Source organism: Streptomyces sp. LARHCF249 (genome assembly GCF_052871255.1).
Map to the genome: position 1 here is coordinate 88,356 of NZ_JBIXJQ010000015.1, position 23,318 is coordinate 111,673.

The window sequence follows — 23,318 nt, forward strand, 5'->3', positions numbered from 1 at the left end:
GGTGTCTGGCTCTGTCGAAAGCGTCCGCCGAGGGGCTACTCTTGGGAATCGTCTCAATCGTTGGACATGTGATCAGGAGTGTGGCTGTAGTGACCACCGAACTGCGTCGTCTGCGCAACTACATCGGCGGAGAGTTCAAGGACGCCGCCGACGGTCGGACCACCGAGGTGGTGAACCCGGCCACCGGCGAGGCGTACGCCACCGCCCCGCTCTCGGGTCAGGCCGATGTGGACGCCGCCATGGCCGCCGCCGCGGCCGCCTTCCCGGGCTGGCGCGACACCACGCCCGCCGAGCGCCAGAAGGCGCTGCTGAAGATCGCGGACGCCTTCGAGGCGCGCGCGGACGAGCTCGTCGCCGTGGAGTCGGAGAACACCGGCAAGCCGCTGGGCCTGACGGCCAGCGAGGAGCTGCCGCCGATGGTGGACCAGATCCGCTTCTTCGCCGGCGCCGCCCGGCTGCTCGAGGGCCGCTCGGCCGGCGAGTACATGGAGGGCATGACCTCGATCATCCGCCGCGAGCCGGTCGGTGTCTGTGCCCAGGTCGCGCCGTGGAACTACCCGATGATGATGGCCGTGTGGAAGTTCGCCCCGGCCATCGCCGCGGGCAACACCGTGGTGCTCAAGCCCTCGGACACCACCCCCGCCTCCACCGTGCTGATGGCGGAGATCATCGACTCGGTCCTGCCCAAGGGCGTCTTCAACGTCATCTGCGGTGACCGCGAGACCGGCAAGGCCATGGTCGAGCACTCCACCCCGGCGATGGCCTCCATCACCGGCTCGGTGCGCGCGGGCATGCAGGTCGCCGAGAGCGCCTCGAAGGACGTCAAGCGCGTCCACCTGGAGCTCGGCGGCAAGGCCCCGGTCGTGGTCTTCCAGGACGCCGACATCGCCAAGGCCGTCGAGGACATCGCGGTCGCCGGCTACTTCAACGCCGGCCAGGACTGCACGGCCGCCACCCGCGTGCTCGTCCACGAGTCCATCCACGACGAGTTCGTTTCCGCGCTCGCCAAGGCCGCCGCCGACACCAAGACCGGCCAGCCGGACGACGAGGACGTGCTGTACGGCCCGCTGAACAACCCGAACCAGCTCAAGCAGGTCGCGGGCTTCATCGAGCGCCTCCCCGCCCACGCCAAGGTCGAGGCGGGCGGCCACCAGGTCGGCGAGAAGGGCTACTTCTACGCCCCGACCGTGGTCTCCGGCCTCAAGCAGGACGACGAGATCATCCAGAACGAGGTCTTCGGCCCCGTCATCACCGTCCAGTCCTTCACGGACGAGGCCCAGGCCCTGGAGTACGCGAACGGCGTCGAGTTCGCCCTCGCCTCCTCCGTCTGGACCAAGGATCACGGCCGCGCGATGCGGATGTCCAAGAACCTCGACTTCGGCTGCGTGTGGATCAACACCCACATCCCGCTCGTCGCCGAGATGCCGCACGGCGGCTTCAAGAAGTCCGGCTACGGCAAGGACCTCTCCGCCTACGGCTTCGAGGACTACACGCGCATCAAGCACGTGATGACCTCGCTCGACGGCTGATCGGTCGCACCGGTCAGAGCAGGCCTTGACGGGGCGGGCGGTAGACACCATGTCTATTGCCCGCCCCTTCGCGTTCCCCGAGGCCGAGGCCATGTCGCAACTCGCCTTCCCCCGCCGTCCCCTACGTCTGCCCGGTCCCGGCGGCCCGCGAGGTCCTGGCCGGCTCCGACGACCAGGAGACCGCCGAACTGGCCGAGAATCCGCTGATCTTCCCCGACGGAGAGATGCGCAAGCGGCTGGTCGTCGCCCGGGACATCTCCTCCGCCGAGAGCCGCTCCCTCGCCCGCAGGTGGAACGCGATCGCAGGACTCTGATCGCACTCCGGGCAGGGGAGTTGAACATGTTCAGCGATTTGGCTGAACGCGTTCAGAAATAGGCGTACGCTTCCTTCCATGAGCGAGAGAAGCGCCCTTCAGCGGCGGATCCGTGTGTGGCTGACCCTGTTCCTCGTCTGCCTCGTACTCAGCGGGCTCACTGCCTTCCCCCTGGTCAGCGAGCTCCGATGGGCCAACGCCCTGGTGGACAACGCATGGCTGCGACGGGTGGGCGATGGGCTGGACCAGGCCGATGCCGAATACCCCTTCCTCCTCTACGGCACCGACTGGCTCGCCTTCGCCCACCTGGTCATCGCCGTCTTCTTCTACGGCGTCCACCGCGACCCGGTGCGCAACATATGGATCGTCGAAGCCGGCGTGATCGCCTGCGCCGGCATCATCCCGCTGGCCCTGATCTGCGGCCCGATCCGCGGGATCCCCTTCTGGTGGAGCGTCATCGACATGTCGTTCGGGGTCTTCGGCGTGATCCCGCTCCTGGCGATCCGCCGCATGATCAAGCGCCTCGAGGTCATGCCCGCGTAGGTGAGGGCTTACCGCGCGAAGGCCGCCATCACGATGCCGAGGGCCACCGGGTTCATGTCCTGGCCCTTGGCGTCGGTGGAGTTCACCGAGTACACGAGGGTGCGGGACAGGTCGCGGGTCGCGCCTATCGCCGTGTTGTAGCCGTGCCGGCCGCCGGTCTTGCCCCAGGCCACGGTGCCGTCGGGCAGGACGAGCCGCGACAGGCCCGCCGACAGCGCGGCGTCCTTCCCGGTGACCGAGTCCTTCACCGCGGGCACCGTGAACATCTCCTCCAGCTGCGCCTTCGGCACGATCCGGCCGCCGAACAGCGCCACGGTGAAGCGCTCCAGGTCGGCCGTGGTCGAGACGATGTCCCCCGCGGCCCACCGGTCCGAGGAGTTCCACTCGGTCACATCTCGCAGCTCCCGGGAGCCGTCCGCCCCCGCTATCGCCTGGTAGCCCCGGTTGTGCGGACCGTGGATCCTCGTCTGCGTCCGGGCCGGGAAGGAGGTCTGCCGCAGGCCCAGCGGCTGCAGGATCCGCCGGCTGACGGCCTCCTCGTACGAGGTGCCCGTCAGCTTCTCGATGAGCACGCCCAGCACCGTGTAATTGATGTTCAGGTAGTGCTGGGCCGAGCCCGGGGTGAACTCCGGCTTCTTTGCGAAGGCGTTGGCCAGCTGATCGCGCGGGTCGGTCACATCGAAGCGGTGCTCCCACTGCGCCTGGAACGAGTCGCCCGGGCCGTCCGCCGCCGGTATGCCGCTGGTGTGGTTGAGCAACTGCCGGACGGTGACCGTGCCGTAGGCACCAGGGACCGTCCCGGGCAGGTACCGCCGGACCGGCCCGTCCAGATCCACCCGGCCGTCGGCCGCCAGCTGGAGCACCACCGCCGAGGTGAAGGCCTTGGTCACCGACCCGGCCCGGAAGCGGCCCTGCTCCACGGCCTCCCGCCCGGTGCGGATGTCCGCGACACCTGAACTCCCGTGCCAGCTGCCGCTCGTACCGCCGACCCGGACCAGTGCGGCCGTCGCGTCCTTGTGCTCCGGACCCAGCCCGGCGATCGCCTTCTCCAGCGCCGCCGCATCGGGCGGCGTACGGGCGGCGGGCGCGGCCCGCTCGCCGGAGACGGCTGCCGGCGCCGGCGCCGCATGGGCGAGGACCGGACCGGAAGCGACCCCCAGCACCAGAGCGGCGGCGATCAGTGTGCGCGTACGGGCATTCATGACGGATCCCCCTGCGAGACATTCGGGGCCACTGCGGCCCCCGATGACTCAATGCTGCTGGCCAGAGGGGTAGTTGCGGATCACCCCACGGAGGGGTCTTCAGCGGTACGACAACTCACCGGCGCGAGGGAGCCGACACGCCCGTCCCTCACTCCCCAGAGGGAGATACCCCAGAGGGAGCCCCGGCCGCCGTCGCCGCCCCGGCCCCCGTCCCCGCCGCGATCAGGCCCGTCTCGTAGGCGCAGATCACGGCCTGGATCCGGTCGCGCAGCCCCAGCTTCGCCAGCACGTTTCCCACATGCGACTTCACCGTGTGCTCGCTCACCACCAGCGCCGCCGCGATCTCCGCGTTCGAAAGCCCCCGCCCCAGGTGCAGCAGCGTCTCCCGCTCACGCGCCGTCAGCACCTCCAGCCGGCCCGCCGAGAGCGCCCGGACCGAAGGCCGTGCCGTCGCCGCCGTGTACTCCTCGATCAGCCGCCGCGCCACCGAAGGCGCCAGCAGCGACTCGCCCGCCGCCACCACCCGTACCGCGTGCACCAGATCGTCCCGCCGCACGTCCTTCAGCAGGAACCCGCTCGCCCCCGCGTGCAGCGCCTCGTACACGTACTCGTCCGAGTCGAAGGTCGTCAGCATCACCGTCCGGCACGCGCTCCGCGCCGAGATCGCCCGGCACGCCTCGATCCCGTCCAGCACCGGCATCCGGATGTCCAGCAGGGCCACGTCCGGCGCCTGCCGGGCCACCGCCTCCACCGCCGCCGCCCCGTCCCCGACCTCCGCCACGACCTCGATGTCCTCCTGGGCGTCCAGGATCATCGCGAACCCGCTGCGCACCAGCTCCTGGTCGTCGGCCACCACCACGCGGATCGTCAATTCCCCACCTCCACCGGGGAGGCTACAAGGACGGCCCGGAGCAGGAATCCGCGCCCGCCCGGCCCCGGACCGGCCTCCACCGACCCGCCGTGCGCCGCCGCCCGCTCCCGGACCCCGATCAGGCCGTGCCCGCCGCCGCCCCCGGACGGCCCCCGCCCGTCGTCCGCGACCGTGATCGTCAGCTCCTCCCGCGCGTGGTGGAGCCGGACCGCCACCCGCCGGGCCGCGGCATGCTTCACCACGTTCGTCAGGGCCTCCTGCACGATCCGGTACACGGCCGTGTCCACTGCCGCGGCCAGCGCCCGCACCTCGCCGGCCTCCTCGTACGACACCTCCGGACCGCCCTGCCGCACGCGGTCCAGCAGCCGGGGCAGCGCCGCCACCCCCGGCTGCGGCTCACGCGGCGCCGGACCGTCCTCCCGCAGCACACCGAGCATCGCCCGCAGCTGCGCCATCGCCTCCCGGCCGGTCTCCGAGATCGCCTCGAAGGCCGCCTCGGCCCGCTCCGGGGCCCTTCGTACCGCCACCGGACCGGCCTCCGCCTGCACGATCATGATGCTGACGGCGTGCGAGAGGATGTCGTGCATCTCCCGCGCGATCCTCGCCCGTTCGCGCGCCACGGCCTGCTCCGCCTCGATCCGGTTCGCCCGCTCCAGCTGCGCCGCCCGGTCCTCGACCGCCGCGGTGTAGGCCTGCCGCGTGTACTGGAGCCGGCCCAGAGCGTAGGCGGCCCCCGCACAGAACAGGGTGAAGGACAGCTCCCTGGCCGTACCCGTCGCCGGCCCCACGGACACGACGACGGCCACCACCGACAGCGGCCCCACCGTCAACCGAACCCGTGCGGGGCACAGCAGGGCGACCGTGTAGAAGGCGATCAGCCCCGCGTACGGCAGCGGCTGCCCCGGACCGTCGAGCGCCAGCTTGTAGACCCCGCCGACGAGCAGGATCACCACCAGTACCGTGACCGGCCGGCGGCGCCGCCACACCAGCGGCAGCACCCCCAGCGTGGTCATCGCGTACGAGTCCCAGGTCACGGCCGGCAGCCCGGCCTGCCGCGGCAGCACGAACGGCATCGTGACGGCCAGCTGCACCAGCAGGGTCAGACCCAGGTCCACGCCCCACGGCCGGGCCCGGCCCAGCCGCACGCCCGGCCGCACCGCCCGGGTGCGTATCACCGGCCGAGCTCGGCGCGTACGGCGGTCAGCGCGTCCACCCGGTTCGTGGTGACCGAGTCGACCCCGGCCGTGATCAGCGCCCGCATCGTCCGCTTGGTGTCCGCGGTCCAGGCCGACACCAGCAGGCCGTCCCGGTGCAGTGCGTCCGTCAGCTCCCGGCTGACCAGACCGAAGCGGTAGTTGAGCCACCGCGGGGCCACCGCGTCGATCAGCACCCGGCGCGGCGGCGACAGCGTGGTCCAGGTCAGCGCGATCTCCGCGCCCGGATCGGCGGCGCGGACCGCCAGCATGGTCTTGGGACCCGCGCAGTAGTAGGTGCGCTCACGCGCCCCGCACTCGCGGACCTGGTCCACGACCGTCCGCACCGCCTCGTACGAGGCGCCGGGCAGGTCGATCATCAGCCGGCCCGCCCCGGCCGCCAGCACCGCCTCGCGCAGCGTCGGAATCCCGCCGCCCGTCAGCTCCTTGAGCTGCCGGGCCGTGACGGCGTCGAGCCGCACGTCATGGCCCCACAGCCGCTGCAGCACCTCGTCGTGGAGCAGGACCGGCACCCCGTCGCGAGTCAGCCGTACGTCGATCTCGACTGCGTCCGCCCCCCGCGCGAACGCGGAGCGGATAGAGGACAGGGTGTTCTCACGGACACGGTAGGGATCGCCGCGGTGGCCGACGGCAGTCAGGGTGCGCATGGCCCCATTCTCAGGGGCCGCCGCGACCGGCGGGACGTCAGCGCGCGAGCCATCCGGCCGTGTACGCGTCGATCTCCGCGGTGAGCTTCGCCTTGCCGGCCTCGTCCAGGAAGGAGGCCTCGACGGCGTTCTTGGCGAGCTGGGCCAGACCGCGCTCGTCGAGGTCGAGGAGGCGCGCCGCCACCGCGTACTCGTTGTTCAGGTCGGAGCCGAACATCGGCGGGTCGTCGCTGTTGATGGTGACGAGCACGCCCGCGGCGACCATCTCCTTGACCGGGTGCCGGTCCAGGTCGGTCACCGCCCGGGTGGCGATGTTGGAGGTCGGGCAGACCTCCAGCGCGATGCGGTGCTCGGCCAGGTAGGCGAGCAGCTCGGGGTCCCGGGTGGAGCTGGTGCCGTGGCCGATGCGCTCGGCGCCCAGCTCGCGGATGGCGTCCCAGACCGTCTCGGGGCCGGTGGTCTCGCCGGCGTGCGGCACGCTGTGCAGACCGGCGGCGCGGGCCTGGTCGAAGTACGGCTTGAACTGGGGGCGCGGGACACCGATCTCGGGGCCGCCCAGGCCGAAGGAGACCAGGCCCTCGGGGCGCAGGTCGACGGCGAGGCGGGCGGTCTCGGCGGCGGCTTCCAGACCGGCTTCGCCGGGGATGTCGAAGCACCAGCGCAGGATGACGCCGAGCTCGGACTCGGCGGCCTTGCGGGCGTCCTCGATGGCCGCCATGAAGGCCTTCTCCTCGATGCCGCGGCGGGTGGAGGAGTAGGGGGTGATGGTCAGTTCGGCGTAGCGGATGTTCTGCCGGGCCATGTCGCGGGCCACCTCGAAGGTGAGGTGGCGTACGTCGTCGGGGGTGCGGACGAGGTCGACGACCGACAGGTAGACCTCGATGAAGTGCGCGAAGTCGGTGAAGGTGAAGTAGTCGGCGAGCGCCTCGGGATCGGTCGGGACCTTCGAGTCGGGGTGCCGGGCGGCGAGCTCCGCCACGATGCGCGGTGAGGCCGAGCCGACGTGGTGGACGTGGAGTTCCGCCTTGGGCAGCCCCGCGATGAAGGGGTGCAGGTCGGTCATGAAGGTGCCTCCGGGAGGGCGCGCATGCGGGCAGGTCGGCCTTCATCGTAGGCACGCCCGTGACTGTCGGTGGCAGCGCTTAGCATGGCCGTACGAGAGGGGGGTGCCGCATGACCGACCAGAGCCCTGAGCCGAGGGACCCGTGGGCGCCGCCGGAGCGGCCGGCGGTGGACCTGGGAAAGCAGCAGGCCGCGCCGGTAGTACCGGGCCCGCCGTCCGTGCACGACCAGCAGACGGTCGCCGGGATGCCGGGGGCCGGAGCACTACAGCCCGCCCCGCAGCCCGCCCCGACGCCGACGCCGGTCCCCAGCGCGCCGCCCGCCTACGGGTATCCGGCCCAGCCGGACCCGGGCGGGTACGGATATCCCGCCGGGCCGTCCGCCGTGCCGGGCTACGGGTTCCCCGGTGACACGGGGTACCCCGGATATCCCGGATACCCGGGCACCGCCTCCTACCCGCCGTACGCGGGGCCGAGGAGCAACGGTTTCGGCGTCACCGCCCTCGTCCTCGGCATCCTCTCCGTCGTCGGCTGCATCACGAGCGTCCTGGGCATCGGGATCGGGATCGGCGCGGTCGTCTTCGGCGCCCTCGGCAAGGGCAAGGCGACCCGCGGCGAGGCCGACAACGGCGGGATGGCGCTGGCCGGCATCATCCTCGGCGCGATCGGCATCGTGCTGGGCGCCTTGATGCTGCTCGCCATGTTCGCCCCGTTCATGAAGGGGGAATGGGACGGCGACTCCCGCTACGACAGCCCGTACTCGAACTCCCGGGAGCGCGAGAAGATATGAGCCCCGGGCTCAGGCCCGGGGCTCGTGCTCTTGCTCATCCGCCCGCTCAGGCGGGGGACGCCCACGGCCAGTCGGCGTCCCGGCCGCGTTCGATCAGGGACACCATGCGGAAGGCAGCGTCGCCGAGCCCGCCGAAGGTGTGCCGGTTCGCGGAGCCGGACGGGGCGTGGCCCACCCGGTAGCCCGCCAGGTTCCAGGTGTACACCGGCACCGCCGGCGGAACCTCCGCCGAAGGGTCACCGCCGTGGCCGTACGAGGCGGCCTGCTCGTCGGTGACGATCAGCACCCGGTCATGACCGCGGTAGTGCTGCTTGACGGCCTGGGCCGTGTACGTCCCGCCGAGGTCTGCGAACCGCTCCAGCACCTTCAGCACGGATTCGCCCCGCGTGTACGGGACCACCGCACTGGTCGTGCCGAACTGCACCAGGTCCGCCCGCTCGGCGCGCAGCGCGAGCGCCGCCCCGAACAGGGCCGCCGCGTCGGCCCGGTTGAGCTGCGAGCGGTCCGACAGCGGGGACCACATCGAGCCTGACCGGTCCACGAGGACCAGCGTCCGGCCGGGCAGCGCCGGTACGTTGGCCAGCGAGTGGCCGAGCGCCCGCTCCAGCGGGTACGCCCAGCGCAGCGAGGGCGCGTGCTGGTGGGCGGCCAGGTAGCGGAAGGGGAACTGCCGCGACCGGGCAACGGTCTCCGGGTCGGAGATCTTCGCCGCGACCGCCGCGGCCACCTCGTCCGAGACCCCGGCCTGGTCGAAGTTGCGCAGGTTGCGCAGCAGGGCCATCGCCCCCATGGACGGGATGACCGCCTCCCAGGCGGCCGCGTCCATGGGCCCCTGCAGCCAGCCGGCCAGCGCCTCCCAGGTCATGCCCGCCTGCGCGAGCCGGTCGGCGCCGTCCGGCGAGGTGACCACACCGCGCCGCTCGGAGACCGGGAGCGCCATCAGCGCCCGGTGGGCGGCCAGCGTCCGGTTGCCGGCCGGGACCTCGGCGGTCTCCGGGTTGTGCCGGCGGTCCAGGGCGTAGCGGAACAGTTCGCCCTGCCAGGACTTGGCCGGGTCGGGGGACGCGTGGACGAGGTTGAGGACGTCACCGAAGCGGTAGCTCTTGGAGTCGGTGTCGTACTTCAGCAGCGAGCTGCCGGAGTAGAGGCGGCGCACCGCGTCGGCGATGCCGCGCTTGACGGGCTTGGGCACGTTCCGTCCGTACGTCGCCGTCCAGTAGGCCAGCAGCTCGCCGGGCTCGTCCGCGCGCCGCAGTACGGAGTCCACGACCTGGCGGTTCGACGGCCCGTCGGCGACGTCCGCCTCGAGGCGCGCCTTCACGTACTCGGCGGCGCCGACGAGCGAGGCGGTCCGCATGTTCGCCTCCCCGCGGAGCCAGCCCAGCAGGCCGGCCGTCCACGCGGGGTCCTCGACGGCGAGCCGCCGCACGAGTGCCACGAAGCGGTCGTCGCGGGCCTCGCCGCTCTCGTACGCGGTGCGCTGCGTCACGAAGTTGGCGATCGCGAGCAGGAACAGCTCGGAGCGCGGGTCGCGCAGGTGGCCGGGGCCGCCCTGGTGGGTGCGGGCGCGGCCGGCCGAGCGTACGGGCGACGTGGGCGGGGCGGGCGCCGTCTTGGACGCGCGCAGGTTGAAACGAGCCATGGTGAATCCCCCCCGAATTCAAAGGAAAGCGGGGGAGGCGTGACGTGCGGGATGCCCGAGATCGAAGTCGGCGACGGACTGTGTCGACTGCTCTGCCGGGTTGAGCTACCGGCCGTGGCCGGGCGGGATTTGAACCCGCAACCTGTTGATCCGGAAGTAGCCGTTGCCTGCGCACCGGGCATCCCGCACGCGGCCTCCCGAGATCAAGTCGGCGGCGGCCTGGTGTCTTTGCAAAAGAAGGAGCCGCAGCCCGCGCACCGGGAGGTGCGTGACGTAGGTGTCCAGAGATCGAGTTCGGCGAAACCACGTGGTGCTCTAGCCAACTGAGCTACACCGGCCGAAGCCGGTGACGGGACTCGAACCCGCGACCGCCCCATTAACAGTGGAAGTATGTCTCGCCTGCGCACCTGGACAACGATCACGTTAGGCGCCCGGCCGGGCCGCCGCCACGCAATTACCCGGCAGCGTCGGCACCACGACCGACCCGCCGCCCGTGCCGCCCGACCCGCAGCCGTCCTGGATGATCACGGCGGCGACGCGGCGCCGTTCCGTCACGCCGCGCCCTGTCGCAGCCGTTCGCGGGCTTCCATCAGGGCGAAGCCCAGCAGGTTCAGGCCCCGCCAGCGGGCCGGGTCCAGGGCGCGTTCGTCGTCGGCCGCCAGGCCGATGCCCCAGACGCGGTCCAGGGGGCTCGCCTCCACCAGGACCCGGTTCCCGGTGGACAGCAGGTAGGAGCGCAGGGCCGGGTCGGAGTCGAACTTGTGCACGCTGCCCTCCACGACCAGGGCGAACCGCTCGCGCTCCCACACCGCGTCGTCGAAGCCGCGCACGAGCCGTCCGGCGTTCTTCGCCTCGGCCGGGGTCCGGGCCGAGAGGGCCGCCCGCTCCGCCTCCGCGTCCGCGAACAGGCGCGCCTTCCCGGCCATCATCCAGTGCTCCGCCGTCGCGTACCGGACGTCACCCACAGTGAATTCGGACGGCCACCACTGGCTCAGGCAGCTCGGGCCGAGGGTCCCGTCCGGCCTCGGCCGGTGCCCCCAGAACGGCAGGTACTTCACCCGCTCACCACGGCTGACCTGCTTGATCAGGTTGTCGATCATCTCCATGCACGCGAGTCTGGCAGTCGCCACGGACAACTCGTACGGGATTTCGGGCACGCCTCGACACTTGGTCGACCGAATCCGTCGCGTAATCAAATGGCAACAACGGAATCACTTGGACAGAGGGCCCGCCTCTGTCAGGATCGGCACTCAATTCGAGCTGTAGCTCGAACTGTAGCTACGGAAAGCGTGAGAGCGTGATGGGCAACCGCTTCCAGGTCAAGGACCGCTTCGCGGACGGCGCGCAGTACATCGACGGGCAGCTCAGGCCCGGCACCTCGGGCAGGTCGCACACCGTGGTCGACCCGGCCACCGGGGACGAGGTCCTCACCTACGAACTCGCGGGCACGGCGGACGTGGACGAGGCCGTCGCCGCCGCCAAGCGGGCCTTCCCGGGCTGGGCGGCCGCCACCCCCGGGGAGCGGTCGGACGCCCTGCACCGGCTGGCGGCCGTACTGGCCGAGCAGGCCGGGGACTTCGCGTACGCCGAGTCCCTCCAGTGCGGCAAGCCGATCAAGCTGTCCACGGAGTTCGACGTTCCGGGGACCATCGACAACACGGCCTTCTTCGCGGGGGCCGCGCGCCACCTCCAGGGGCAGGCGGCCGCCGAGTACTCCGGCGACCACACCTCCTTCGTACGCCGCGAGGCCATCGGCGTGGTCGGCTCCATCGCCCCCTGGAACTATCCGCTCCAGATGGCCGCCTGGAAGATCCTCCCGGCCATCGCCGCGGGCAACACCATCGTCCTCAAGCCCGCCGAGCTCACCCCCCTGACCTCCCTGATGTTCGCGCAGGCGGCCAAGGACGCGGGCCTGCCCGACGGCGTGATCAACATCGTCACGGGCGCCGGCCGCGAGGCGGGCGAGCACCTGGTCGGCCACCCCGACGTGGTCATGACCTCCTTCACCGGCTCCACCGCGGTGGGCAAGCGCGTTGCCGAAATCGCCACCGCCACCGTCAAGCGGCTCCACCTCGAGCTCGGCGGCAAGGCGCCCTTCCTCGTCTTCGACGACGCCGACCTGGAGGCCGCCGCGCACGGCGCCGTCGCCGCCTCCCTCATCAACACCGGCCAGGACTGCACCGCCGCCACCCGCGCCTACGTCCAGCGCCCCCTGCACGACGCCTTCGTCGCCCGCGTCGCGGAGCTGATGGAGACCGTCCGCCTGGGCGACCCCTTCGCGCCCACCACCGACCTCGGCCCGCTGGTCTCCCACGCCCAGCGCGACCGCGTCGCCGGGTTCGTCGAGCGGGCCCGCGCGTACGCCACCGTCGTCACCGGCGGCGAGGTCCCGGGAGCCGAGCTCGCCGAAGGCGCCTACTACCGGCCCACCCTCATCGCCGGCGCCGCGCAGGACAGCGAGGTCGTCCAGTCCGAGATCTTCGGCCCGGTCCTCGTCGTCCTGCCCTTCGACACCGACGACGAGGGCATCGCGCTGGCCAACGACACCCCGTACGGACTCGCCGCCTCCGCCTGGAGCCGCGACGTCTACCGGGCGAACCGCGCCACCCGCGAGCTCAAGGCGGGCTGCGTCTGGGTCAACGACCACATCCCGATCATCAGCGAGATGCCGCACGGCGGCTACAAGGCCAGCGGCTTCGGAAAGGACATGTCGGCCTACTCCTTCGAGGAGTACACGCAGGTCAAGCACGTGATGTACGACAACACCGCGGTCGCCGCGAAGGACTGGCACCGCACGATCTTCGGGGACCGTCCGTAAACCATCTGCGGCTACCGCCGCGTGGACCCACCGCCTGACCAGCGGTACACCTCCCGAAAGGGCACAGCGCATGGAGCAGTTCGAGCCCGACCGCCTCTCGGCGGCGCAACTCGCCGCGATGCGGCGCAGCCTCACCAGCGGGCGCGGCGCCCTCACCCGCCGCTCGCTGCTGCGCGCCTCCGGTGTCGGAGCGCTCACCCTCGGCGGCCTGTCCGCCCTCGCCGGGTGCGGAATCCCGCCCGCCAAGCGCGAGGGCGACTCGGCGGCGGCCTCCGACGACCACTCGGCACAGGAGAAGGAGATCAACTTCTCCAACTGGACCGAGTACATGGACACCAGCGACGACGAGAAGACCCGGCCCACCCTGGAGGAGTTCACCCGGCGGACCGGGATCGAGGTCAAGTACACCGAGGACATCAACGACAACGTCGAGTTCTTCGGCAAGATCCGCCCGCAGCTCGCCGCCGGCCAGGACACCGGCCGCGACCTGATCGTCGTCACCGACTGGCTCGCCGCGCGCATCATCCGCCTCGGCTGGGCGCAGAAGCTGGACCCCTCCCACCTGCCCCACGCATACGCCAACCTGATCCCGCAGTTCCGCACCCCCGACTGGGACCCGGGCCGCGCCTACAGCTACCCGTGGACCGGCATCGACACGGTCATCGCCTACAACACCAAGGCCACCGACGGGAAGAAGGTGGACTCCGTCACGCAGATGCTGGACGACCCCACCCTCAAGGGCCGGGTCGGCTTCCTCACCGAGATGCGCGACAGCGTGGGCATGACCCTGCTCGACCAGGGCAAGGACCCGGCGACCTTCACGACCGCCGACTTCGACGGCGCGATCGGCCGCCTCCAGAAGGGCGTGGACTCCCAGCAGATCCGCCGCTTCACCGGCAACGACTACACCGCCGACCTCGACAAGGGCGACCTCGCCGCCTGTCTGGCCTGGGCGGGCGACGTCATCCAGCTCCAGGCGGGCAACCCGGACATCCAGTACGCGATCCCCGTCCCCGGCTACATCACCTCCAGCGACAACCTGCTGGTGCCCGCCAAGGCCCGGCACAAGGCCAACGCGGAGAAGCTGATCGACTACTACTACGAGCCCCCGGTCGCCGCCCAGCTGGCCGCCTTCATCAGCTACGTCTGCCCGGTCGAGGGCGTCAAGGACGAACTCGCCAAGATCGACCCCGCACTCGCGGACAACCCGCTGATCGTCCCGGACAAGGCCATGGCCGCCAGGGCCCACGCCTTCCGCTCCCTGACCGGCGAAGAAGAGACGGCGTACGAGGAGAAGTTCGCCAAGCTCATCGGAGCCTGACGCCCGACGCCTCGCGGCGAGCCGTGGAGGACAGGGGCACAGCCCACCGGACGACACCGGCGGCCGTGCACCCCGGCCGGCTCCGCCCCGCCCCCTTGACCCTTCCCCACCCAACCCCGGGACCCACCCATGACTGACAAGACCGCGGGCGGCGACGTCCGCCTCGCCGGGATCGGCAAGCACTACGGCACCTTCACCGCCGTGCACCCGCTGGATCTCACCATCCCCCAGGGCTCCTTCTTCGCCCTGCTCGGCGCCTCGGGCTGCGGGAAGACCACCACCCTGCGCATGATCGCCGGCCTGGAGGAGCCCTCCACCGGCACGGTCAGCCTCGGCGACCGGGACGTCACCCACCTGCCGCCGTACAAGCGCCCGGTCAACACGGTCTTCCAGAGCTACGCCCTCTTCCCGCACCTGAACATCTACGAGAACGTCGCCTTCGGCCTGCGCCGCCGCGGCATCAAGTCGGTCAAGAAGCAGGTCGACGACATGCTGGAGCTGGTCCAGCTCGGCCAGTTCGCCCAGCGCAAGCCGCACCAGCTCTCCGGCGGCCAGCAGCAGCGCGTGGCCGTCGCCCGCGCCCTGATCAACCACCCCCAGGTGCTCCTCCTCGACGAGCCGCTCGGCGCCCTCGACCTCAAGCTGCGCCGCCAGATGCAGCTGGAGCTCAAGCGCATCCAGACCGAGGTCGGCATCACCTTCGTGCACGTCACGCACGACCAGGAGGAGGCCATGACCATGGCCGACACGGTCGCGGTGATGAACGGCGGGCGCGTGGAGCAGCTGGGCGCCCCGGCCGAGCTGTACGAGAACCCGGGCACCACCTTCGTCGCCAACTTCCTCGGCACCTCCAACCTCATCGAGGCCTCGGTGGAGTCCGCCGGGTCCGAGGTGGTCGTCTCCGCCTCCGGTGCCACGCTCCGGCTGCCCGCCGCCCGCTGTGCGACCACGCCCGCCTCGGGCGGGAAGCTGCTGGTCGGGGTGCGCCCGGAGAAGATCTCCCTGGTGCACGCCGACGAGGAGCACACCATCGCGGCCGGCCGCAACAAGGTCCCCGGCCGGATCGCGGACTCCTCCTTCATCGGCGTCTCCACCCAGTACGTCATCGACAGCCCGGTCTGCCCCGGGCTGGAGGTGTACGCGCAGAACATCGAGCGGTCTGCGCGTCTCATCCCGGGCGCCGAGGTGATCCTGCACTGGAACCCGGAGCACACCTTCGGCCTCGACGCCGCCCAGGACATCGACGCGGGCATCGAGACGGTCGAGGAGAGCGCATGACCGCCCCTGCCGCGCTGCCGGAGGCCGCCGCCCCCGCCCAACCCCCGGTCCACAAACCGTCCGCGCGCAAACGGCTGATCCCGTACTGGCTGCTGCTCCCCGGCATCCTGTGGCTGCTGGTCTTCTTCGTGCTGCCGATGGTCTACCAGGCCTCCACCTCGGTGCAGACCGGATCCCTCGAAGAGGGCTTCGAGGTCACCTGGCACTTCCGGACCTACTGGGACGCCTTCACCGAGTACTACCCGCAGTTCCTGCGCTCCCTGCTCTACGCGGGCACCGCCACCCTGCTGTGCCTGCTGCTGGGGTACCCGCTGGCCTACCTGATCGCCTTCAAGGCGGGCCGCTGGCGGGGCCTGCTGCTGGTGCTCGTCATCGCGCCGTTCTTCACCAGCTTCCTGATCCGCACCCTCGCCTGGAAGACGATCCTGGCCGACGGCGGCCCGGTGGTCGGCGTGCTCAACAGCATCGGCTTCCTCGACGTCACCAGCTGGATCGGCCTCACCCAGGGGGAGCGGGTCCTGGCCACGCCCCTCGCGGTCGTCTGCGGGCTGACGTACAACTTCCTCCCCTTCATGATCCTTCCGCTGTACACCTCGCTGGAGCGCATCGACACCCGCCTCCACGAGGCGGCCGGGGACCTGTACGCCCGCCCCGCGACGGTCTTCCGGAAGGTGACCTTCCCGCTCTCCATGCCGGGCGTGGTCTCCGGGACCCTGCTCACCTTCATCCCGGCGAGCGGCGACTACGTGAACGCCGAGCTGCTCGGCTCCACGGACACCCGGATGATCGGCAACGTCATCCAGTCGCAGTACCTGCGGATCCTGGACTATCCGACGGCGGCCGCGCTGTCCTTCATCCTCATGGCCATTGTGCTGATCATGGTCACCATCTACATCCGCCGAGCGGGGACGGAGGACCTGGTCTGATGCGTTGGCTTCGCCGCAATCTCGTAGTGATCGCCGGTCTCGGCACGCTCGCGTACATGATCCTGCCGAACCTGGTCGTCACCGTCTTCTCCTTCAACAACCCCACCGGGCGGTTCAACTACGCCTGGCAGGAGTTCTCGCTCGACGCGTGGAAGGACCCCTGCGGGGTGGCCGACCTGTGCGGCTCCCTCTCGCTCTCGCTCCAGATCGCCCTCTGGGCGACCATCGGCGCCACCGTCCTGGGCACCGCGATCGCCTTCGCGCTCGTCCGCTACCGCTTCAAGGCGCGCGGGGCGGTCAACTCGCTGATCTTCCTGCCCATGGCCATGCCCGAGATCGTGATGGCGGCCTCGCTGCTCGCGCTCTTCCTCAACATGGGCATCCAGCTGGGCTTCTGGACGATCCTGATCGCCCACGTCATGTTCTGCCTCAGCTTCGTCGTCGCGGCCGTCAAGGCGCGGGTCCTGTCCATGGACCCGAGGCTGGAGGAGGCCGCCCGCGACCTCTACGCGGGGCCGGTGCAGACCTTCGTACGGGTCACGCTGCCGATCGCGGCACCCGGAATCGCCGCGGGCGCGCTGCTCTCCTTCGCGCTCTCCTTCGACGACTTCATCATCACCAACTTCAACTCGGGCAACACCGTCACCTTCCCCATGTTCGTGTGGGGATCGGCCCAGCGCGGTACGCCCGTGCAGATCAACGTCATCGGCACGGCGATGTTCGTCATCGCCGTCCTGGTGGTGCTCGTCGGCCAGATGGCCGGCAACCGCCGCAAGAAGGCACAACCGAAGTAGACCCCTGTAGGGAGTTGGAAGCCATGGCCCCAGTCGCCATGCGTAGTGCTGCGAAATCCCTTTCCGAAGCGAAGCCGGTCTCGTACTGGCTGGACGACCCCGGCAAGCCCGCCGCGCAGCCGGCGCTCACCACCGACGAGCGGTGCGACCTGCTGGTCATCGGCGGCGGCTACAGCGGGCTGTGGACCGCGCTGCTCGCCAAGGAGCGCGACCCCGGCCGGGACGTGGTCCTGATCGAGAGCAAGGAGGCGGGCTGGGCCGCCTCCGGCCGCAACGGCGGCTTCTGTGCCGCCTCCCTCACCCACGGACTCGCCAACGGGCTGGCCCGCTGGCCCGGCGAGCTCGCCAAGCTGGAGGAGCTGGGCGCCCGCAACCTCGACGCCATCGAGGAGGCGGTCGCCCGCTACGGCATCGACTGCGACTTCGAGCGCACCGGCGAGATCGACGTGGCCACCGAGCCCCACCAGGTCGAGGAGCTGCGGGAACTCTACGAGGAGGCCCAGCGGCTCGGGCTCGCGGGCGGCTCCGAATGGCTCGACGGCGACGCGCTGCGCGCCGAGGTCGACTCCCCGACCTTCCTCGCGGGCCTGTGGGACCGCGACGGCGTCGCCATGCTCCACCCGGCGAAGCTGGCCTGGGGCCTCAAGCAGGCCTGTCTGGACCTCGGGGTGCGGATCTACGAGAACACCCGCGGCCTGAAGATGGCCTCGGCGGGCCGGGGGATGACCGTCGAGACCCCCTACGGCACGATCCTCGCGCGCCGGGTCGCCCTGGGCACCAACATCTTTCCCTCGCTGGTGCGCCGCATCCGCCCGTTCACCGTGCCGGTCTACGACTACGCGCTGATGAGCGAGCCGCTGGACGAGGCGCAGCTCGCCTCGATCGGCTGGAAGAACCGGCAGGGGCTGGGCGACAGCGCGAACCAGTTCCACTACTTCCGGATCACCAGGGACCACCGGATCCTGTGGGGCGGATACGACGCGATCTACCCCTACCGCGGGAAGCTCGACTCCGAGTACGACCACCGGCCCGAGACCTACCTCAAGCTCGCGGAGCACTTCTTCACCGCCTTCCCGCAGCTGGAGGGCCTGGGGTTCAGCCACGCCTGGGGCGGCGCGATCGACACGTGCTCGCGCTTCTCGGCCTTCTTCGGCACCGCGCACTCCGGGAAGGTGGCCTACGCGTCCGGATACACCGGGCTCGGGGTGGGCGCCACCCGCTTCGGCGCGGACGTGATGCTGGACCTGCTCGACGGGGTCCCCACCGAGCGCACCCGGCTGGAGATGGTGAAGTCCAAGCCGATGCCGTTCCCGCCCGAGCCCTTCGCCTGGACGGGGATCACCCTGACGAAGTGGTCGCTGGCCCGCGCCGACCGCCACGGGGGGCACCGCAACCTCTGGCTCCGGACGCTCGACCGCCTCGGCCTCGGTTTCGACAGCTGATCCACGGCGGTCCACGGCGGTCTAGCGGTCCGCGGCGGTCCGCGGCGGTCCACCGCGATCACCGCGTGGATGCCCGCACGCCCCGGCGCACACCGCCGGTCACCACGTGACCCGCTTCACCACCATGGAGTAACGGAACCCGCGTCATAGCCGCGCCCGGCCGCGCTCTCTCCCGGTGAGAACCCTTCACCGCACGAGACGAGACGAACGGAGGCCGGGCGATGGCGACCCCGGGGGACAAGACGGCAGTGGAATGGCTCGTATCGGTGGCGCCGGACCCCGACGCCTGCCGGTGGGAGTGGGAGCGCAACCCCCTCGGGGTGGTCCTGCTGCCCGCCGGCCGGCGCTGGGACGTGCTGATCCTGCCCGGGGAGCTGGGGCAGGCCACCCTCGACGTACTGAACCTGCTCCTCGAACGGCCCGGCCCGGTGCTCGCCGACTTCGGCGACTCCCGGCTGGGCTTCTTCGTGCCTCCGGGCACGGCGTCCCGCTGGATCGGCACGGGCGTACGGGGCGCGGGCCGCGGGACCTGGATCGTGGTCCCGTACCCCGGCCGGGCGACCGGCGGGGTGCGCTGGCTGGTGCTTCCCGACGGGCAGGGGACGCTCACCGATCCGGCCGTGCTGGAGCTCGCGATGCACGAGGCGGCCGCGAGCGCCGTGGCGCAGGAGGGCCGGAAGCCTTGACAAGGGTATTGGTCTGGACCATCTTGGGCGACCTCCATCCCCCCATGCCCCGGAGGCAGTTGTGCGCAGAGCATGGTCCCTCCTCACGGCCGCAGCCCTGGCAGCGGCCGGCTTCCTCGCCGCGGGCCCGCCGGCCGCGGCGGCCGACGCCGATCTCGTACGCAACGGCGGCTTCGAAGCCGGACTCGACGGCTGGAGCTGCTCGGCGGGCAGCGGAGTCGTCGTCACCACGCCTGTCCACAGCGGGAGTTCCGCCCTCAAGGCCACCCCGGCCGGGCAGGACCACGCCCGCTGCGCCCAGACCGTCACCGTCAAGCCCGACTCGGCGTACACCCTCTCCGCCTGGGTGCAGGGCGCGTACGTGTACCTGGGCGCGAGCGGGACCGGCACCACCGACGTGTCCGCCTGGACCCAGACCCCCGGCGCCTGGAAGCAGCTGACGACCAGGTTCCGCACCGGCCCGTCGACCACCTCCGTGACGGTCCACACCCACGGCTGGTACGGCCAGTCCGCCCACTTCACCGACGACCTCGCCCTGGTGGGCCCCGACCCCGGCGGCCCCGGCCGGCCCCAGCCCCCGGCCGCCCCCACCGGCCTGACCGCGAGCGCCACCTCGTCGACCTCGGTCTCCCTGTCCTGGCCGGCCGTGCCCGGGGCCACCTCGTACACCGTCCACCGGGACGGCGCCGCGCCGCTCTCCGTCACCTCCGCCCCGGCGAGCGTGACCGGCCTCGCCGCGTCCACGACGTACACCTTCCAGGTCAGCGCGGTGAACGCGGCGGGCGAATCGCCGAAGAGCGCTCCCGTCTCCGTGGCCACGACGAGCGGCGGCGGGGGCGGCGGTGGCGGACTGCCCGCGCACGCGCTGGTCGGCTACCTGCACGCGAGCTTCGCCAACGGCTCCGGCTACGTGCGGATGGCGGACGTGCCCGCCTCCTGGGACGTCGTCAACCTCGCCTTCGGCGAGCCGACCTCGGTCACCTCGGGCGACATCCGCTTCCGGCTCTGCCCGGTCGCCGAGTGCCCGAACGCCGAAACCCCGGCGGAGTTCAAGGCGGCCGTCAAGGCCAAGCAGGCCGCGGGCAAGAAGGTGCTGATCTCCATAGGCGGCCAGAACGGCCAGGTGCAGCTCGCGACCACGGCCGCCCGCGACACCTTCGTCTCCTCCGTCAGCAAGATCATCGACGATTACGGGCTCAACGGCCTCGACATCGACTTCGAGGGCCACTCCCTCTCCCTGGCCGCCGGGGACACCGACTTCCGGGCCCCCACCACCCCGGGAATCGTCAACCTGATCTCCGCCGTGAAGACCCTGAAGGCCAGGTACGGCCCGGAGTTCGTCCTGACCATGGCCCCCGAGACCTTCTTCGTCCAGCTGGGCTACCAGTTCTACGGCTCCGGCCCCTGGGGCGGCCAGGACCCGCGCGCCGGCGCCTACCTGCCGGTCATCCACGCCCTGCGCGACGACCTCACCCTGCTCCACGTCCAGGACTACAACTCGGGCCCGATCATGGGCCTCGACAACCAGTACCACTCCATGGGCGGCGCGGACTTCCACATCGCCATGACCGACATGCTGCTCACCGGCTTCCCGGTCGCCGGGAACACCGCCCGCGTCTTCCCGCCGCTGCGCCCGGAGCAGGTGGCCATCGGCCTGCCGGCCACGGCGAACGCGGGCAACGGCCACACCCCGCCCGCCGAGGTGAACAAGGCCCTGGACTGCCTGACGAAGAAGACCAACTGCGGCAGCTACCCGACGCACGGCACCTGGCCCGCCCTGCGCGGCCTGATGGCCTGGTCGATCAACTGGGACCGCTTCGGAGGAGGGGAGTTCAGCCGGAACTTCGACGCCTACTTCGGTGGCTGACCCACCGCACGCCGAGCAGCAGGGGCGCGCACACCAGCAGGCTGGCCAGCACGTCCAGCGGCCAGTGCCAGCCCCGCAGGACCAGCCCGGCGGCCGTTGCCCCCATGAGGACGAGGGCGGCGGCCGTCGGCCATGCCCGGCGGGTGTACGGGCGCACGAGCAGGGCCGCGCCGACGTACGCCACGGCCGCCGTGGCCGTGTGGCCCGAGGGGAAGTAGCCGGCGGCCCAGGGCTCCAGCGGGCCCGGGCGGGCGGTCCACTGCTTGAACGGGATGACCAGGGCCGGCACCAGGGCCATCGCCAGCCCGGCCGCACCGGCCGCGAGGCGCCGGCCGCGCCGGGCGGCGTAGGCCATGGCGAGGACGAGGACGGGCACGGCGACGGGGACGTTGCCCAGGTCCGAGAGCCGTTCGGTGACGGAGTCGGGGACCGTGCGCACCAGTGCGCGGCTCAGCGCGTGATCCGGGGTCAGCAGCGGGCCGGAGACCAGCACCTGCCAGGTGACCAGGGAGAAGAGGAGGCCGCAGACGGCGGCGGCCAGGAGGGGAGTGGCCGGCCGTCCCGGAACAGGGGGGATGGTTCCGGGACGGCCGCCCGGATCGGGTTGCCGCTCGCCCCGGGGGGTTTGGGGCGGTCGGCTGTCCGATCGGTGAGGAGTGTGCGCGAACGCATGCCCAGTACGGCGCTGGGGAAGCCCGGTACTGGAATCGCCCCCGGTTTCCCGTGAGCGGGGTGTCTCACTCATCTGCAGAAACCGTACGGCAGCGAGAGGGGGGCCGACAGCAGGAACGCGCACCCGCCATCGGCCCCCCACACCTTCTTCACAGCGTCCGACCGTTACCGCCGGTAGGAACCGGGCGCTGCGCTCGCACGTTCTAGCCGATCGATCAGATGCCCGCGAACGCGGCCTCGAGGATGTCCAGGCCCTCGTTCAGCAGGTCCTCGCCGATGACGATCGGCGGGAGGAAGCGGAGCACGTTGCCGTAGGTGCCGCAGGTGAGCACGAGCAGGCCCTCGGCGTGGCAGGCCTTGGCCAGTGCACCGGCCGCCTCCGGGAACGGGGTCTTGGACGCGGGGTCCTTGACCAGCTCGATCGCGATCATGGCGCCGCGGCCGCGGATGTCGCCGATGATCTCGTACTTCTCCTGCATGGCCGTCAGGCGGGCCTTCATGAGGGACTCGATCTTCTTCGCCGCGGCGTTGAGGTCGAGCTCCTTCATGGTCTCGATGGAGCCGAGCGCGCCGGCGCAGGCCACCGGGTTGCCGCCGTAGGTGCCGCCCAGGCCACCCGCGTGCGCGGAGTCCATGATCTCGGCGCGGCCGGTCACGGCGGCGAGCGGCAGACCGCCCGCGATGCCCTTGGCGGTGGTGATCAGGTCCGGGACGATGCCCTCGTCCTCGCACGCGAACCACTGGCCGGTACGGCAGAAGCCGGACTGGATCTCGTCGGCGACGAAGACGATGCCGTTGTCGTTGGCGAACTTCACGATCGCCGGGAGGAAGCCCTTCGCCGGCTCGATGAAGCCGCCCTCGCCGAGCACCGGCTCGATGATGATCGCGGCGACGTTGTCGGCGCCGATCTGCTTGGTGATCTGGTCGATCGCCTGGGCGGCGGCCTCGGGGCCGCAGTTCTCGGCGCCGGTGGGCCAGCGGTAGCCGTAGGCGACCGGGACGCGGTAGACCTCGGGCGCGAACGGGCCGAAGCCCTGCTTGTACGGCATGTTCTTCGAGGTCAGCGCCATCGTCAGGTTCGTACGGCCGTGGTAGCCGTGGTCGAAGACGACGACGGCCTGGCGCTTGGTGTACGAACGGGCGATCTTGACGGCGTTCTCGACGGCCTCGGCGCCGGAGTTGAACAGCGCCGACTTCTTCGCGTGGTCACCCGGGGTGAGCTCGGCGAGGGCCTCGCAGACCTCCACGTAGCCCTCGTAGGGGGTGACCATGAAGCAGGTGTGGGTGAAGTCCGCGAGCTGCGCGGAGGCGCGGCGCACGACGGCCTCGGCGGAGGCGCCGACCGAGGTCACGGCGATGCCGGAGCCGAAGTCGATCAGGCGGTTGCCGTCGACGTCCTCGATGATGCCGCCGCCCGCGCGGGCCGTGAAGACGGGGAGCACGGAGCCCACGCCGCCGGCCACCGTCTCGAGGCGGCGGGCCTGCAGCTCCTGCGACTTGGGGCCGGGGATCGCGGTGACGATGCGGCGCTCCTGCGGGACAGCGGTCATAGAGGGCTCCTGGGGGGTGTTTTCGGACGCACTTGTGTCTTTGTCCGCAGGCTAGGCCCGGCGGAGGGGGTACTGCATGCTCCGTTCGGGAGTGGTGTCCGCGTGTCCTTGTCCGTGACGGCCATAGGAAGGACGCGCAGGGACTTCAACG

Annotated in this window: 20 protein-coding genes, 1 tRNA gene and 1 pseudogene; 12 read left to right on the top strand and 10 right to left on the bottom strand. The window is 71.2% G+C overall.

Features of this window, described 5'->3' with window-relative positions; genetic code table 11:
- Positions 1 to 89: 89 nt before the first annotated feature.
- The 3 genes and pseudogenes from ACIPUC_RS32770 (at position 90) to ACIPUC_RS32780 (ending at position 2,386) form a co-directional block, all read left to right on the top strand.
- On the top strand, positions 90 to 1,529 hold the full coding sequence (locus ACIPUC_RS32770; RefSeq protein ID WP_446594019.1) for a gamma-aminobutyraldehyde dehydrogenase: 1,440 nt from the start codon (positions 90 to 92) through the stop codon (positions 1,527 to 1,529).
- A gap of 116 nt (positions 1,530 to 1,645) precedes the next feature.
- A pseudogene (locus tag ACIPUC_RS32775) lies at positions 1,646 to 1,843 on the top strand (spermidine/putrescine ABC transporter substrate-binding protein); the annotation flags it as partial.
- Positions 1,844 to 1,921: 78 nt separating this feature from the next.
- Positions 1,922 to 2,386, top strand: a complete 465-nt coding sequence (locus ACIPUC_RS32780; RefSeq protein WP_446594020.1) for a hypothetical protein — start codon at positions 1,922 to 1,924, stop codon at positions 2,384 to 2,386.
- A gap of 8 nt (positions 2,387 to 2,394) precedes the next feature.
- On the opposite strand, the gene ACIPUC_RS32785 is transcribed toward ACIPUC_RS32780, so the two are convergent.
- The 5 genes from ACIPUC_RS32785 to ACIPUC_RS32805 all read right to left on the bottom strand — a co-directional run bounded on the left by ACIPUC_RS32785 (position 2,395) and on the right by ACIPUC_RS32805 (position 7,383).
- On the bottom strand, positions 2,395 to 3,588 hold the full coding sequence (locus tag ACIPUC_RS32785) for a serine hydrolase domain-containing protein (protein WP_446594021.1): 1,194 nt from the start codon (positions 3,586 to 3,588) through the stop codon (positions 2,395 to 2,397).
- Between the two features lie 148 nt (positions 3,589 to 3,736).
- Positions 3,737 to 4,459: a response regulator gene (locus tag ACIPUC_RS32790; RefSeq protein WP_446594022.1), complete on the bottom strand. Its 723-nt coding sequence runs from the start codon at positions 4,457 to 4,459 to the stop codon at positions 3,737 to 3,739.
- Entirely contained in the window at positions 4,456 to 5,631 is a 1,176-nt protein-coding gene (locus ACIPUC_RS32795) for a sensor histidine kinase (RefSeq protein WP_446594079.1), read from the bottom strand. Before ACIPUC_RS32795 ends, ACIPUC_RS32790 begins: the two co-directional genes overlap by 4 nt.
- Entirely contained in the window at positions 5,631 to 6,320 is a 690-nt protein-coding gene (locus ACIPUC_RS32800) for a glycerophosphodiester phosphodiesterase (RefSeq protein WP_446594023.1), read from the bottom strand. The genes ACIPUC_RS32795 and ACIPUC_RS32800 overlap by 1 nt, the downstream gene beginning before the upstream one ends.
- Before the next feature lie 37 nt (positions 6,321 to 6,357).
- Positions 6,358 to 7,383 carry an adenosine deaminase gene (locus ACIPUC_RS32805; RefSeq protein WP_446594024.1) on the bottom strand — a complete coding sequence of 342 codons (1,026 nt, stop codon included), beginning with the start codon at positions 7,381 to 7,383 and terminating at the stop codon, positions 6,358 to 6,360.
- 110 nt (positions 7,384 to 7,493) lie between these two features.
- Here ACIPUC_RS32805 and ACIPUC_RS32810 point away from each other — a divergent pair, with 110 nt between their 5' ends.
- Complete coding sequence (locus ACIPUC_RS32810; RefSeq protein WP_446594025.1) at positions 7,494 to 8,171, top strand: DUF4190 domain-containing protein; 678 nt, start codon at positions 7,494 to 7,496, stop codon at positions 8,169 to 8,171.
- A 46-nt stretch (positions 8,172 to 8,217) separates the two neighbouring features.
- Here the strand turns inward: ACIPUC_RS32810 and ACIPUC_RS32815 are convergent, their stop codons facing one another.
- The 3 genes from ACIPUC_RS32815 to ACIPUC_RS32825 all read right to left on the bottom strand — a co-directional run bounded on the left by ACIPUC_RS32815 (position 8,218) and on the right by ACIPUC_RS32825 (position 10,919).
- On the bottom strand, positions 8,218 to 9,813 hold the full coding sequence (locus ACIPUC_RS32815) for a TROVE domain-containing protein (RefSeq protein WP_446594026.1): 1,596 nt from the start codon (positions 9,811 to 9,813) through the stop codon (positions 8,218 to 8,220).
- A gap of 341 nt (positions 9,814 to 10,154) precedes the next feature.
- A tRNA-Ser gene (locus ACIPUC_RS32820) sits at positions 10,155 to 10,216 on the bottom strand.
- 148 nt (positions 10,217 to 10,364) lie between these two features.
- Positions 10,365 to 10,919 carry an NADAR family protein gene (locus tag ACIPUC_RS32825; RefSeq protein ID WP_446594027.1) on the bottom strand — a complete coding sequence of 185 codons (555 nt, stop codon included), beginning with the start codon at positions 10,917 to 10,919 and terminating at the stop codon, positions 10,365 to 10,367.
- A gap of 194 nt (positions 10,920 to 11,113) precedes the next feature.
- Between ACIPUC_RS32825 and ACIPUC_RS32830 the strand changes: the two genes are divergently transcribed.
- From ACIPUC_RS32830 to ACIPUC_RS32865, 8 genes are all read left to right on the top strand, one after another.
- Positions 11,114 to 12,631, top strand: coding sequence for a gamma-aminobutyraldehyde dehydrogenase (locus ACIPUC_RS32830; RefSeq protein WP_446594080.1), 1,518 nt, complete (start codon positions 11,114 to 11,116; stop codon positions 12,629 to 12,631).
- 70 nt (positions 12,632 to 12,701) lie between these two features.
- Entirely contained in the window at positions 12,702 to 13,952 is a 1,251-nt protein-coding gene (locus tag ACIPUC_RS32835; RefSeq protein ID WP_446594028.1) for a polyamine ABC transporter substrate-binding protein, read from the top strand.
- A gap of 129 nt (positions 13,953 to 14,081) precedes the next feature.
- A complete protein-coding gene (locus tag ACIPUC_RS32840) occupies positions 14,082 to 15,230 on the top strand; it encodes an ABC transporter ATP-binding protein (RefSeq protein ID WP_446594029.1) in 1,149 nt (382 codons plus the stop codon).
- Positions 15,227 to 16,156 carry an ABC transporter permease gene (locus ACIPUC_RS32845; RefSeq protein WP_446594030.1) on the top strand — a complete coding sequence of 310 codons (930 nt, stop codon included), beginning with the start codon at positions 15,227 to 15,229 and terminating at the stop codon, positions 16,154 to 16,156. Before ACIPUC_RS32840 ends, ACIPUC_RS32845 begins: the two co-directional genes overlap by 4 nt.
- A complete protein-coding gene (locus tag ACIPUC_RS32850) occupies positions 16,156 to 16,950 on the top strand; it encodes an ABC transporter permease (RefSeq protein WP_446594031.1) in 795 nt (264 codons plus the stop codon). The genes ACIPUC_RS32845 and ACIPUC_RS32850 overlap by 1 nt, the downstream gene beginning before the upstream one ends.
- Positions 16,951 to 16,973: 23 nt before the next feature.
- Positions 16,974 to 18,392: an NAD(P)/FAD-dependent oxidoreductase gene (locus tag ACIPUC_RS32855; RefSeq protein ID WP_446594032.1), complete on the top strand. Its 1,419-nt coding sequence runs from the start codon at positions 16,974 to 16,976 to the stop codon at positions 18,390 to 18,392.
- A 221-nt stretch (positions 18,393 to 18,613) separates the two neighbouring features.
- Positions 18,614 to 19,078, top strand: a complete 465-nt coding sequence (locus tag ACIPUC_RS32860; protein WP_446594033.1) for a hypothetical protein — start codon at positions 18,614 to 18,616, stop codon at positions 19,076 to 19,078.
- Positions 19,079 to 19,139: 61 nt separating this feature from the next.
- Positions 19,140 to 20,945, top strand: a complete 1,806-nt coding sequence (locus tag ACIPUC_RS32865) for a chitinase (protein ID WP_446594034.1) — start codon at positions 19,140 to 19,142, stop codon at positions 20,943 to 20,945.
- Here the strand turns inward: ACIPUC_RS32865 and ACIPUC_RS32870 are convergent.
- Together ACIPUC_RS32870 and gabT are read right to left on the bottom strand one after the other, a co-directional pair.
- Positions 20,911 to 21,438, bottom strand: a complete 528-nt coding sequence (locus ACIPUC_RS32870) for a phosphatase PAP2 family protein (RefSeq protein WP_446594035.1) — start codon at positions 21,436 to 21,438, stop codon at positions 20,911 to 20,913. The two genes, ACIPUC_RS32865 and ACIPUC_RS32870, sit on opposite strands and share 35 nt — an antisense overlap.
- Positions 21,439 to 21,832: 394 nt before the next feature.
- Positions 21,833 to 23,167: a 4-aminobutyrate--2-oxoglutarate transaminase gene (gene gabT / locus ACIPUC_RS32875; RefSeq protein ID WP_069922176.1), complete on the bottom strand. Its 1,335-nt coding sequence runs from the start codon at positions 23,165 to 23,167 to the stop codon at positions 21,833 to 21,835.
- Between the last annotated feature and the right edge of the window lie 151 nt (positions 23,168 to 23,318).

Excerpts from the sequence above, each read along its gene's own strand:
- ACIPUC_RS32855 (WP_446594032.1), top strand. The coding sequence starts at position 16,974 with ATGGCCCCAGTCGCCATGCGTAGTGCTGCGAAATCCCTTTCCGAAGCG.
- ACIPUC_RS32800 (WP_446594023.1), bottom strand. The coding sequence starts at position 6,320 with ATGCGCACCCTGACTGCCGTCGGCCACCGCGGCGATCCCTACCGTGTC.
- ACIPUC_RS32815 (WP_446594026.1), bottom strand. The coding sequence starts at position 9,813 with ATGGCTCGTTTCAACCTGCGCGCGTCCAAGACGGCGCCCGCCCCGCCC.
- ACIPUC_RS32840 (WP_446594029.1), top strand. The coding sequence starts at position 14,082 with ATGACTGACAAGACCGCGGGCGGCGACGTCCGCCTCGCCGGGATCGGC.
- ACIPUC_RS32860 (WP_446594033.1), top strand. The coding sequence starts at position 18,614 with ATGGCGACCCCGGGGGACAAGACGGCAGTGGAATGGCTCGTATCGGTG.
- ACIPUC_RS32835 (WP_446594028.1), top strand. The coding sequence starts at position 12,702 with ATGGAGCAGTTCGAGCCCGACCGCCTCTCGGCGGCGCAACTCGCCGCG.
- ACIPUC_RS32845 (WP_446594030.1), top strand. The coding sequence starts at position 15,227 with ATGACCGCCCCTGCCGCGCTGCCGGAGGCCGCCGCCCCCGCCCAACCC.
- ACIPUC_RS32805 (WP_446594024.1), bottom strand. The coding sequence starts at position 7,383 with ATGACCGACCTGCACCCCTTCATCGCGGGGCTGCCCAAGGCGGAACTC.
- ACIPUC_RS32780 (WP_446594020.1), top strand. The coding sequence starts at position 1,922 with ATGAGCGAGAGAAGCGCCCTTCAGCGGCGGATCCGTGTGTGGCTGACC.
- ACIPUC_RS32830 (WP_446594080.1), top strand. The coding sequence starts at position 11,114 with ATGGGCAACCGCTTCCAGGTCAAGGACCGCTTCGCGGACGGCGCGCAG.
- ACIPUC_RS32810 (WP_446594025.1), top strand. The coding sequence starts at position 7,494 with ATGACCGACCAGAGCCCTGAGCCGAGGGACCCGTGGGCGCCGCCGGAG.
- gabT (WP_069922176.1), bottom strand. The coding sequence starts at position 23,167 with ATGACCGCTGTCCCGCAGGAGCGCCGCATCGTCACCGCGATCCCCGGC.
- ACIPUC_RS32785 (WP_446594021.1), bottom strand. The coding sequence starts at position 3,588 with ATGAATGCCCGTACGCGCACACTGATCGCCGCCGCTCTGGTGCTGGGG.
- ACIPUC_RS32825 (WP_446594027.1), bottom strand. The coding sequence starts at position 10,919 with ATGGAGATGATCGACAACCTGATCAAGCAGGTCAGCCGTGGTGAGCGG.
- ACIPUC_RS32850 (WP_446594031.1), top strand. The coding sequence starts at position 16,156 with ATGCGTTGGCTTCGCCGCAATCTCGTAGTGATCGCCGGTCTCGGCACG.